This window comes from Sphingobium sp. KKT206, assembly GCF_055640555.1.
Genome location: NZ_CM145764.1, coordinates 2,449,048 through 2,461,009, shown reverse-complemented (window position 1 = coordinate 2,461,009; position 11,962 = coordinate 2,449,048). Strand labels below are relative to the sequence as shown.

Annotated in this window: 11 protein-coding genes; all 11 read left to right on the top strand. The window is 59.7% G+C overall.

What is annotated here, in order from left to right:
* Window positions 1-6: 6 nt before the first annotated feature.
* Entirely contained in the window at window positions 7-1,062 is a 1,056-nt protein-coding gene (locus ACZ2HM_RS11825) for an NAD(P)-dependent alcohol dehydrogenase (RefSeq protein WP_470425317.1), read from the top strand.
* A 202-nt stretch (window positions 1,063-1,264) separates the two neighbouring features.
* Entirely contained in the window at window positions 1,265-1,948 is a 684-nt protein-coding gene (locus tag ACZ2HM_RS11820; protein ID WP_470425316.1) for a TetR/AcrR family transcriptional regulator, read from the top strand.
* A gap of 202 nt (window positions 1,949-2,150) precedes the next feature.
* A complete protein-coding gene (locus ACZ2HM_RS11815; RefSeq protein ID WP_470425315.1) occupies window positions 2,151-3,497 on the top strand; it encodes a hypothetical protein in 1,347 nt (448 codons plus the stop codon).
* Window positions 3,490-4,896, top strand: coding sequence for an acyl-CoA reductase (locus ACZ2HM_RS11810; RefSeq protein WP_470425314.1), 1,407 nt, complete (start codon window positions 3,490-3,492; stop codon window positions 4,894-4,896). Before ACZ2HM_RS11815 ends, ACZ2HM_RS11810 begins: the two co-directional genes overlap by 8 nt.
* 203 nt (window positions 4,897-5,099) lie before the next feature.
* On the top strand, window positions 5,100-7,448 hold the full coding sequence (locus ACZ2HM_RS11805; protein WP_470425313.1) for a TonB-dependent receptor: 2,349 nt from the start codon (window positions 5,100-5,102) through the stop codon (window positions 7,446-7,448).
* A gap of 52 nt (window positions 7,449-7,500) precedes the next feature.
* On the top strand, window positions 7,501-8,256 hold the full coding sequence (locus ACZ2HM_RS11800; RefSeq protein ID WP_470425312.1) for an SDR family NAD(P)-dependent oxidoreductase: 756 nt from the start codon (window positions 7,501-7,503) through the stop codon (window positions 8,254-8,256).
* Complete coding sequence (locus ACZ2HM_RS11795; RefSeq protein ID WP_470425311.1) at window positions 8,244-9,008, top strand: SDR family NAD(P)-dependent oxidoreductase; 765 nt, start codon at window positions 8,244-8,246, stop codon at window positions 9,006-9,008. Before ACZ2HM_RS11800 ends, ACZ2HM_RS11795 begins: the two co-directional genes overlap by 13 nt.
* Window positions 9,009-9,038: 30 nt before the next feature.
* Window positions 9,039-9,476 carry an SRPBCC family protein gene (locus ACZ2HM_RS11790; RefSeq protein ID WP_470425310.1) on the top strand — a complete coding sequence of 146 codons (438 nt, stop codon included), beginning with the start codon at window positions 9,039-9,041 and terminating at the stop codon, window positions 9,474-9,476.
* 19 nt (window positions 9,477-9,495) lie between these two features.
* On the top strand, window positions 9,496-10,611 hold the full coding sequence (locus tag ACZ2HM_RS11785; RefSeq protein ID WP_470425309.1) for a phosphotransferase: 1,116 nt from the start codon (window positions 9,496-9,498) through the stop codon (window positions 10,609-10,611).
* Window positions 10,592-11,509, top strand: a complete 918-nt coding sequence (locus ACZ2HM_RS11780; protein WP_470425308.1) for an SDR family NAD(P)-dependent oxidoreductase — start codon at window positions 10,592-10,594, stop codon at window positions 11,507-11,509. Before ACZ2HM_RS11785 ends, ACZ2HM_RS11780 begins: the two co-directional genes overlap by 20 nt.
* 41 nt (window positions 11,510-11,550) lie before the next feature.
* Window positions 11,551-11,913 (top strand): GlcG/HbpS family heme-binding protein, encoded by a 363-nt coding sequence (locus ACZ2HM_RS11775; protein WP_470425307.1) that lies wholly within the window; start codon window positions 11,551-11,553, stop codon window positions 11,911-11,913.
* The last annotated feature ends 49 nt before the right edge of the window (window positions 11,914-11,962 follow it).

The window sequence follows — 11,962 nt, the reverse complement described above, 5'->3', positions numbered from 1 at the left end:
CAGATTGTGGCATTTTCCCATGGCTATGCGGCACTCGCGCGAAACGCGTGCGTGGAGCCCTTCGAATTCGAACGCAGGTCGCTGGGTCCAAATGATATCGCGGTCAGCATCCTGTTTTGCGGCATCTGTCACAGCGACCTTCATGCGATCGACAATGACTGGGGCTTCCACAGCTATCCGCTGGTGCCAGGGCACGAGATCATCGCCCGCGTCACGGCGATCGGGGCGGGCGTCGAGAAGTTCAGCATCGGCGATATGGTCGGCATCGGTACGGTGGTCGATTCATGCCGTACGTGCGAACCTTGCAGCGATGGTGAGGAGATATATTGCGAGACGGGCGCCACGCCGACGTTTGGCGGGGCGGACCGTCACGGGACGATGACCTATGGCGGTTTTTCGAACGACTATGTCATCGACGAACATTTCGCAGTGATGATCCCGCCGCTGCTCGATCCAGCCCATGCCGCACCATTGCTTTGCGCTGGCATCACGACCTATTCGCCGTTGCGCCGCGCCAATCTTCAGTCTGGCCACAAGGTCGGTATCGTTGGAATGGGGGGGCTGGGTCATCTCGCCGTGAAATGGGCAAAGGCTTGGGGCGCCCAAGTCGTTGTTTTCACCACGACAGCAGCGAAGGCCGCAGACGCCCTGCGCTTCGGCGCTGATTCGACTGTGGTTTCCAGCGATTTGGAGCAGATGGCCAGCCATGGCGGAAGCTTTCACTATATTCTCGATACGGTTTCCGCACCGCACGATCCAACGCCCTATTTGGGGCTGCTCAAGCTGGACGGCACTCTTTGCATGATCGGGATGCCTGCCGAACCACTCTCCATAAGTTCGATGATGCTCGCCTGGCGTCGATTGATCGTTACCAGTTCGATGACGGGCGGGATTGCCGAGACGCAGGAGATGCTCGATTTTGCGGCGACTCACGGCATAAAGCCCGAAATCGAACGGGTCGGCAGATCGCAGATCAACGAGGCATTGGACCGGCTCAGGAGAAATGATGTGCGCTATCGATTTGTCATCGACATGGGCGCCGATCTCGTCGAGCATCCGTGAATGCGCCAACTGTCCACCTGCTGGTCGGGGAGGGCTGACAAGACCCTGTCGAAGGGGACAGCGCTATCGGAAATAGGGATTAGCGTGGTGTGGTGAACAGACCCGCAGGTGCCGTAATAGTCGGCGACGAGACGGGCAGCAATGAGGAGGGAGCAAGCGCCAGCTGATGTCCTGTGCGGATGAAACTTGGCGTCTCAGGGCTATGACCAGCATCCGCATGGACCCAAAGACCTTCGCCGTCGGTCGCCCCAGCGCCGAACTGGACCGCCATGTTGCCGATGCACTGATCGACGCTACCGTCTCCCTGCTGCACGACAAGCCCCGGGGTGAGATCACGGTGAGAGAGATCGCTGCCGTCGCGGGGGTCAACAAGGCCATGATCGGCTATTATTTCCAGAACAAGGACAATCTGTTCCTTGCTCTGGTCGATCATCTGCTCAAGCGGCTGAGTGACGCCTTCTGCATTATCGAAAAGAGTATCGAGAAGATCGATCTTCAGGAGCGCAACCCCACCCGGATCATCATTGAGTCCATCATCGAGACCTATTCGGAGCATTCCGTGGGCCTGCGGCTCCTCATCACGGAAATCCAGTTCAATTCCCAACTCAAGCAGCTTTATGTCGAACAGCTCTGCTCGCGGCCGACACGCGTGCTCAAACGGATCATCGGTCGACTGGTGACACTGGGCTATTACCGCGCGGATCTGGACCCGAACTTCACGACCTTCACCATCGAAATTCTGCTCTGCCAGCTCATCATGAACGAGAATGTGATGGAGCCGGCATTCGGCTTCTCGCCGGGCCGGGAAACGACACAGAAGTGGGTCGACTATCTCGTCGAGATATTCGACCGTGGTTTCCGGCCTATCGCAGCCTTGGGTAATTAATCCGATTGCCCGGTAGCGGGCACGAGCAGATAAACAGTTCAAGGCCACCGCCTTGGGAATGAATCGTCCCCTAGTCGTCAACTGTTCACGAAAATGAGCAGTTGAAACTAAGAATATTGATGAAATCCCTCAAATTATCGATCTGGTAGCTGAGTCCTGTATTCAGCTAAATCATAACCAATAAATTGGAGAGATGACTGTCATGTCTGCTCTGGATAAATTGCTGTCCCTGATTGGGGATGTTAATGTCTACGACAACGGCCCAGACAATTTGGCTGAATTGCAACTCCACGCAGCGCGGGAACGCGTGAAGCAGCGGCGGGGCCAGATCGCGGTCCTCGACAAGCGCGCGCATGATACCGGCGTGGACGCAATCGACTCGTTCGACGACCTCGTGCCGCTGCTTTTTTCCCATACTAACTATAAAAGCTATCCCGAAAGCCTGGTCGACAATCAGAGATGGGAGATGATGAATCTCTGGCTGCAGAGCCTTTCCACTCGCAAGATTTCTCAGGACATCGATATGCGCGGCGTTCAGGATGTCGATGACTGGATGGTGCGGTTGCGCGAGGCTGGACATTATGTTTTTGCGTCAAGCGGGACCTCGGGCAAATCGTCTTTTCTCAACCAGACCGAAGTCGATCGCGAGCGCACGTTTACCGGTCTGTTGAACGGGACCATATGGCAGGCGCCTTCGCTCAACCCCAATGCCGACCGCCCATGCTACTGCGGCGTCCCGCGCCATAGTCCCCATCGCTTTTCGGAAATTCAACAGGCCATGGCCGTTGCGATCGGCGCGCCCGGGGATATTCATTTCCTCACGGACATACCGACACGGGCGGCCGATACCAATTATATGGGCAGGCTGCGGACCCAGATTGCGCAGGGCAAGGCCGCACCGGAAGAAGTCGAGGAATTCGAGCGCAAGACACGCGAGAAATCCATGGCGGTGCGGGGAGCCATCACGCAATTCTACGATAATATCCTGGAAAATCGCCATCGGCCGATCTTCCTGCATACGCTTTGGCCCTATTTCCACGAACTGGCCGAACATGCCGGGGCTAAGGGCATAAAGGACGGCGATTTCCATCCCGATTCAGTCATAATGTTCGGGGGTGGGCTGAAGGGCGCGCAGTTGCCCGAAGGCTATCAGCAGCGGGTCTATGATTTCTTCGCCCTGTCGCAGGACAATATCGCACATACCTATGGCATGGTCGAAATGCAGGTTCCCTTGCCCTATTCCAGCAAAGCGGAGGGATATGTGGTCCCCCCCTGGGTCATCCCCCTCGTGCTTGACCGGGACGGAACCAAGCTCCTCAATCACGCGACCGGGAGCAAGTTGGTGGAAGGCCGGATGGCCTTTCTCGACCTCTCGCTCGAGGGCCGCTGGGGCGGCCTCATTACCGGGGACAAGGTTAGCGTGAGATTCGACGATGGCGCGCCGATCGTCCAGTCCATCACGCGTTATCAGGATCTGCCGGAGGGAGACGACAAGCTCTCCTGCGCCGGCACTATCGACAGTTATGTGAGAGGATCGATTAATGGCTGACACATTGGAAATGACACCTGCGGCCACCGCGCGCCTGCGGGTTCCGCATTTCATTCGCGGCACCTATGAGACGGGTGAAGATGCGGTCTACCGGTCGCGGGACCTGGGCGGCGAGTTCACGACGCCGGCGCTTCGGCTGGACCGTCTGATATGGCCCAGGAGCGAACCAGGCCCAGCCTTCGATACGCCGATCGCCGAAATCGTCGATCTTCTTGTGGAGCTGGGGCAACGGCTGGCGTTCGACTCCAACATCTATCTGCAGGAAGCTGCTGCGATGTCGGCGAAGGCGTCGCCGCTCGGTCAGCGGATCGTCGAAAACACCTATATGGACATACCCAGGATATTCGACAGATCCGCTTTGATGGCCGACATGGAGATCGTCGGCGCTGCCGCCCTTGACGGCTGGCAGGCGAGCGAGCGGGGCGGGCACCATCATGTTCGTGCTTTTCCGTCCAGGATGGTGCACGTCGTAGCCGGCAACTCGCCCATGGTATCCGGGCTCACGATCGCCCGCGGCGCGCTCAGCAAAGGCGTGCATCTGATCAAGTTGCCCTCCAACGACCTGTTTACCGCGACCGCGATTCTCCGGACTCTGGCGGATATCGACAAGGATCACCCGGTCGTACGCTCGTTCAGCGCAGCCTATTGGCCAGGGGGCGACGAGCGCGTCGAATCGGGTATTTACCGTGCGCAATATTTCGACAAGGTCGTCGCCTGGGGCGGCGAAGCATCGATGCGGCACATTCAGCAATATATAGGCCCCGGCCTGGAACTCATTTCCTTCGATCCCAAGACCTCGATGTCACTGATCGGCAAGGAAGCCTTTGCCTCCGAAGAGACACTCAAAGCGGTGGCCTGGCGAGCGAGCGCCGACGTCAAGGTCTGCAATCAGGATGCGTGCGTGGCTTCGCGCTTCCAGTTTATCGAGGGCAGCGTCGAGGACGCCGATCGCTATTGCGGCCACTTGCTCGAGGCTCTGGGTGAGGATTCGCGCTATGGCGATGGGCAGGGGCCGTTGCCGACCGCTGAATTGAGGGATCATGTGGAGGGCGTTTCGATGCTGGAGCCTATGTACCGCGTGTTTGGCCGGCCCGATGGGCGCGGGATGGTCATTCGCTCCCAGGCGCCGGTCGATTTCCACCCTTCCGATAAGACGGTCAATGTCGTGGCGGTCGACAATCTCCGGCAAGGGGTCCTCCGCGCGAACGTCGCAACCCAGACGGTCGGTGTCTATCCCAATGGCCGAAAAGCCGAGTTCCGCGATGCGCTGGCGAGCGCAGGCGTGCAGCGCGTCGTCCCGCTCGGCGAAGCCATGGAGAGTTCGCTGGGTCGACCGCATGATGCCTTCTATCCGTTGCACAGGTTCGTCCGGTGGGTAGCGGACGAGGGGGAAGACTGAAGGCACGATCTGGCTCGATATGCGATTGCAGGGGCTTGGCCAGTACCTGCAATCGTCATTCCCAACGTGTGACCAGCAGCAGCCGACGAGAAATCCGACGTTCCGCAGAGCAGTCACCCCCCTAGGTGACAGCGGTCCATCCCTCCTGACACTAAAGAATATGACATAGACCCCAAGGAGGGGCATGTCAGGAGAGGGGTACCATGAAGCACCAGTTCCACACGTCTGCGGCGATCATCGCGTTGACAGGGTCGTCGATCCTGATGGCGGCTCAGGCCAGCGCTCAGACCGATGGTGCGCCCGCGCAGGCCGAGCAGCCGGCCGCCGACCAATCCGGCTTGGGTGACATCATCGTCACAGCGCAAAAGCGTGAGCAACGCCTCAACGATGTGGGCGTCAGCGTTTCGGTCGCATCAGCAACCCAGCTTCAGAGCGCTGGTGTCATAGATGCAGAAGGGCTTGGTTCGATCGTCCCGGGCTTTACTGCCTCGACCAGCGTCTTCGGCCCGCCGGTATTCTCGCTGCGCGGCGTCAATTTCAACTCCTTCCAGGCATCTGCTCCCCCAACCGTCAGCTCGTACATCGACGAAGCCGCCCTGCCTTATCCGGTAATGGGACAGGCATTGTTCCTGGACGTCGAGCGCGTCGAAGTGCTCAAGGGCCCCCAAGGCACCCTGTTTGGCCAGAACGCGACTGGTGGCTCGATCAACGTGATTGCGGCCAAACCCACCAAGGATCTCTCCGCCGGCTTCCGCGTGGACGTCAATCGTTGGGGCGAAACCAATGCGGAAGGCTTCGTCAGCGGCCCCTTGTCGGACACGTTGCTTGCGCGCGTTGCGGTCCAGACCACGCAGTTCGGCGGCTGGCAGCGTGGCTATTATCTCAACAACCAGAAAAATGGCGATCAGAACAAGATCGCTGGCAGGCTGCTTCTGGACTGGACGCCCACCGACCGGCTTAAGATCTCGGTCAACCTGAATGCCTCGAAGGATCGCAGCGAGCAGCAGCAGGCCCAGGCATTCCTCATCCAGCCAGTGAATCCGGCCGCCGCTTCGGCAGCCCCGTTCCTGGCCTATCGGGATCATCTGCCGACCAACGCGCGCGACGCCGACTTCGACACGGGATATGACACGCGCGCCGACAGCTATACCTATCAAGGCGTGCTGCGGGCGGACTATGACATAAGCGAAGCGTTGACGCTGACTTCGATCACAAATTACATCAAGACGAGGTTCCGTTCGCCCCATGACCAGGACGGCACCGCCGTTCCTATGCAGCCCGCAACTGCAAAGGCGGATATTAAGTCCATCAACCAGGAAATTCGCCTGTCCGGCAACTATGCCGATGCGGGTATCAATTTTGTGCTTGGCGCGAGCTACGGCAAGGACGACATTACAGAAGGCGTGGCCAACGCCTATACAGGCTATACCGGCTTTCCGGCCAATTCGCCTGCCGAATGGAAATATGATCTCACCCAGCGGGGCGCCGCGGTATTCGGCAGCGTGGATTATGAGGTCGTCCAGGGCCTGACCCTGACGGCCGGGGCCCGGTACACGGAAACGAAGCAGACGATCGACGGCTGCACGTTCGACAAGGGCGGCACGCCCGGCATCCGGGGTATTTCGCAAGCGATCGTCGGCGCCATCAATCCGGCCCTGGCGGCTGCCTATGTCTCCGGAGGGTGCATCACGATCGACGACGGGGGCGGGAGCGCAGCCCCGACTTTCCTGCCCATCTTTGCGGACGGCGAGCAGAAGGAGCATAATATTGCTTGGCGCGGTGCCGTCAATTACAAGGTAACCCCGGACGTCCTGCTCTATGCATCGGTAAGCCGGGGCTTCAAGGCAGGCACTTTCCCGGTCATCGTCAACCTGTTCAATTCCGTCATCAAGCCGGTGAAGCAGGAAAAGCTAACCTCTTACGAGGCGGGCGCAAAGCTCACGCTGTTCGACAATCACGTCCAGCTCAATGCTTCGGCGTTCCACTATGACTATGTGAACAAGCAGTTCTTCTCGTTCCTGCCCGTCCTGCAGGGCGCGCTGGTGACGGCGACGCTGGTCAATATCCCCAAGTCGACCGTGGATGGCGCGGACATCGATATCACGGCGCAATTCGGGGGCCTGCGGCTGAACGGCGGCGCCACTTATATCAAGACCAAGGTTAGCAAATATGTCGGCTTCGACTTTGCAGGCGCGCCCCTCGATTTCTCGGGCAAGCAGTTCAACTATGCGCCGCCATGGTCCGCCAACCTGGACGCGGAATATAAGTTCGACACCGGCGGCGATATCTCACCGTTCGTCGGCGGCACCGTTACCTATCGGGACAAGACGTTTGCCGATCTGGGCGAAGGTGCTGACTTTGCAATGCCTTCCTACACGTTGCTTGACGCCAGGCTTGGTGTGGAATCGATCAACGGGTGGCGGGTCAGTATCTACGGCCGCAATCTGACGAACAAATATTACTGGAATTCGGTGGCGTCGGCAGGCGACGGCGCCGTCCGCTTCACCGGCGAACCCCGCACCTATGGGGCGAATTTCAGCTATCGTTTCTGATGGTGGGACAGGGAGGTCGATAACGGATCGGCCTCCCCGGCTAGGACGACATATGGACGCCGAAACTTTTCTGGGGGACGTCGCGATCGTGACCGGCGCGGCCGGTGGCATTGGGGCCGCGACAGCGAGGATGCTTGCCGCACATGGCGCCAAGATAGTCCTGACCGATATCAAACAGGCGCTCGGCACGCAGGTCGCTGCCGAGATCGGCGAGGCGGCGCGGTTCGTCGCGCATGACGTCGGCGACGGGTGCGACTGGAAGACGGTCCTGTCCGTGGCGGAAGACAGCTTCGGCCCGGTATCCATATTGGTTAATAATGCCGGCATCGCTCCGACGCCGACACCGCTTTTCGAGGTTAGCGAAGCCGATTATCGGCGTGTCATCGAGATCAACCAGATTTCCTGCTTTCTGGGCATGAAAACGGTCGCTCCCTCCATGATCGGTAGGGGTGGTGGCGCGATCGTCAATGTGTCGTCCGTGGCGGGCCTCAAGGCAGAACGCGGTGCGATCGCTTATGTGGCGAGCAAGTTTGCCGTGACCGGCATGACCAAGGTGGCGGCGCTCGATCTCGCCAAGGATAATATTCGGGTTAATTCAGTCCATCCAGGCCTTGTCGACACGCCAATGGTCCGTCCTGAAGGCGGGGCGGCCGCTTTCGAGCCAATCCTGCAATTCGCGTCCGGCTTGCCGATCCCGCGACCGGGGAGTCCTGCCGAGATTGCGAACCTCATCGTCTTTCTTGCATCGAAGTCGGCAAGTTTCCTGACCGGCGGCAGCTATGCCGCAGATGGTGGATGGACATTGTGATGGGCGATCCGGCACCGCGACTGGTGGGTAAGGTGGCGCTGGTGACAGGCGCGGCGCAAGGGATAGGGGAAGCCACGGTCGGCCGCCTGGCGTCCGAAGGCGCGCGCGTCCTATGCGTCGATCTCGATGAAAAGGTGCGGACTGTTGCCGAGGCCATCGGCAACCAGGCTTTCGCAACCGTCGGCGACGTGTCCGATGCGTCGGTGCTGCACGCCGCCGTGCGGGAAGCCGAGCAACGATGGGGCCGGATCGACATTCTGGTCAATAATGCCGGGATCGACGGAACGCCTGCCTTGCTGGCCGACGGGGAGAATGACGATTTTGACCGGGTGATCGACGTCAATCTGCGAGCCTGTTGGCTGGCGATGAAGCAGGTCCTTCCCGCCATGGTCGCGGGCGGCAGCGGCGCCATCGTCAATGTCGCATCCGTTGCGGCGCTGATCGGGTTCGAGACGCTGTCGATCTATTCGGCATCCAAAGCAGCGGTCGTCGGCATGACGAGGACAGCTGCTCTGGAATATGGACGCCACAATATTCGGGTGAATGCCCTTTGCCCGGGCGGCGTTCTCACGCCTCTCGCTCTGTCCTTCATGGACGAGGGAACGATGGATAGCTGGGCGGATAAACATGCTCTCAAGCGGTTCGCCCGGCCAGATGAAATAGCTGCCGCAGTGGCGTTTCTGGCCAGCGACGATGCCTCCTTCATCACTGGGGCCGCAATCCCGGTCGACGGCGGCATGACCGCTCACTGACCGACCATCCACGCACGAGGAACGTCATCCATGCCAACCGTTCGCGCACGCCGAATTATAGACGCTCCCGTCGCAACAGTTTGGGAGGCCATTCGAGATTTCGGGACGCATGCACGCTGGATCGAGCATCACCCGGTCATTTCGCTCGAAGGCGGCGATGGTTTGACCATCGGCGTGAAGCGCAGGGTGACTTATGGTGATGGATCCTGTTTCGACGAAGTGCTGACAGGCATGGATGATCGGACCTGGACGCAGGAATATGATGTTGTCGGCGACCTCCCGCTGCCCGTTTACAATGTTTACGGCGCCATGCAGCTCACGCCGGTGGGTGCCGAAGGCCCAACCCTGGTCGAGCGACGCCTGACCTACGATACGCCGCTGCCCGAGGACGAGGCGCGCGCGTTCGAGGCGAGCCGGTTCGCGCTGCTCTCGGACAGCCTCGATATCCTCGCCGCATTATTTGAATAACCGCGAAGGAATTGCCAACGTGCAGATACCTCCCTCTCCTTTTGATCTGACGCCCGACCTGCTGACGGCCATTGTCAGCCCCGTCATCCCAGGCGCCGGTGTCAGCGGCCTCACTATCGTCAAGTCGCATGAATATGGGGACGGGGACGTATCGACTTCGGCCCGCGCCACCGCGACACTGGATTACGCCGCAGGGGCTCCCGCCGGCTTGCCGCGGGACGTCATACTCAAACTGTCGTTCGATCCGGGCAAGAAGGGCACCGATGCCTGGTATTGCCAGTTGGACGGGCTCTTCGCGAACGAGGTCAATTTCTACAACCGCATCAGGCCGGGCCTGGCCATAGAGGCGCCAGGTTCGCTCGGCGGCCATTTCGATCCGGACACGAAGCGCTACCTCCTCATAATGGAGGATGTCACGAAGCGCGGCGCGACCTTCCCAAGCAATCTCGATGAGGTTGGCGTCGACAATGTTAAACGCATTCTGGACGCCATTGCCAAGGTTCATGCGACCTATTGGGAGAGTGATCGCTTTGCCGGCGACCTCTCATGGGTCGAGACCCATCTGAGTGGCGGCGTTGAGACCCATATGCGCAGCGTGATCCCGGAGGAAGGTATCCGCAGCCAGTTGGAACTGCATAAGTTCAAGCGGGAACTTCTGGAGCGGCTGGGTACGACAGAGCGCGAACTTTTCGCTGGCATGGTCGCCAACAAGAAACACCAGGCGACCCTGCCGCAGACGCTGCTGCATGGCGACCTCCACATCGGCAATACCTATCGGATGCCGGACTTTAGCGTCGGCCTGCATGACTGGCAGCTTTGCGTGAAGGGCTTCGCGCTGCATGATGTGACCTATATCATCAACACCGCGCTATCGATCGCGGAACGACGCAGGCACGAGCGGGAATTGCTCGATTATTATCGCGACAAGTTGATCGAATTCGGGGTGCTGTCGCCGCCGACCCTCGAAATGCTGTGGACCGAGCACAGGCGCGCGGCGTTGTGGACGCTCTATATCGGCTGGCTGACCTGTCCGCCCGAAAGCTACGGCTGGGAAACAATGGCGGTCGCGCTGCTCCGGGTTTCCACGGCTGTGGAGGATCATGGCACCCTCGCCCTTGTTCGAGAAACCCTGTGACCGCAACGCGCTGCGCCGGCCTCAACCTGTGACTGTTCCCAATGCGCTCGTAGTCGGGGCGAATGGCGGCATGGGCTTGTCGGTCACCAGGGCGCTTGTGAACGCGTCCTATCGGGTCGGTGCAACCGTTTCACGGCCCGAAGCGATTCCAGCATTCTGCGAAGATTGTCCCGGCTGTGCAATTGTGGAAGTCGCGGACCTGGCCGATGCCGATTTGCTCAAGGCTCAGGTCGAAAGGCTCGTGGATTTCATGGGATCGCTGGACGCAGTCGTCATATGCGCGGCGGTCGCGCCTTTCGCTCCGGCGGAGACGACCTCCTTCGATGTCTTCCGACGGACGATGGAGATAAACTGTCTCTCGAACCTGGCTGTCTATCAGGCTTGCTTGCCGGCATTGAGGAAGACCCATGGCCGTATCATATTGACCGGTTCCTGGTCTGGCGTGGTCGCTACCCCGGTGATGGCGAGCTATGTCGCGTCCAAATTCGCGCTTGAAGGGCTGGCCGATGTGTTGCGGCAGGAAGCAGGCGCTTGGAACGTCGACGTCGTCCTGATCCAGCCAGGGTCACTCGACACGCAAATGATGCGCTGCAGCCAGGCATCGCTTGCACAGGTCATTTCCGAACTGCCCGACGAAGAGGCCGCCCTCTACGGCAACCTCTATCGTCAAATGAAATATCGGGCGGATGAAGGTCTGACAAACGCGAACTATACATCGCCCGAGACGGTCGCGGAAATCGTCGTCGAGGCGTTGCGGGCTGAAAAGCCGGAGACGCGCTACCAGGTTGGAACCGACGCCGAATATATGTGCCAGCTCGCACGTACGAAGTCGGACCGGGAAATAGACTCTTTGATTCTCGACCTTTATCGGACGGCACCTCTGGAGAGCGGATCATGATATCCAGACCCCATCTTACGACCCTTGAGGTCGATGCGATCATGCAGGCTGCCAGGACGTTTGCGCAGACCGAGAATCTGGCGGTGACCATCTGCATTGTCGATGATGGCGGCCATATGCTGCGTCTCGATCGGCTTGGAGCGGCTCCCTTAATCTCTCTGCGCGTAGCAGAGGGAAAGGCGCGTACGGCTCTCGAGCTCAACATGCCGACCGCACAGTTGGAACAGGCTGCCATGGCCATGCCTTCGATGATCGCGATCGACGATTTCTATCCGTTTCGCGGCGGGATTCCCCTTTATCACGAGGCGCATTGCGTGGGCGCCATCGGCGTTTCCGGCGCGTCGTCCGATCAGGACGAGGCGGTCGCCAGATGCGGGGCAGCGTCATTCACGCTGCAGGACTGACGTGATTATCGGCGCCTGTCCCGGTTCTCGGTGACAGGCTGACGGTGGT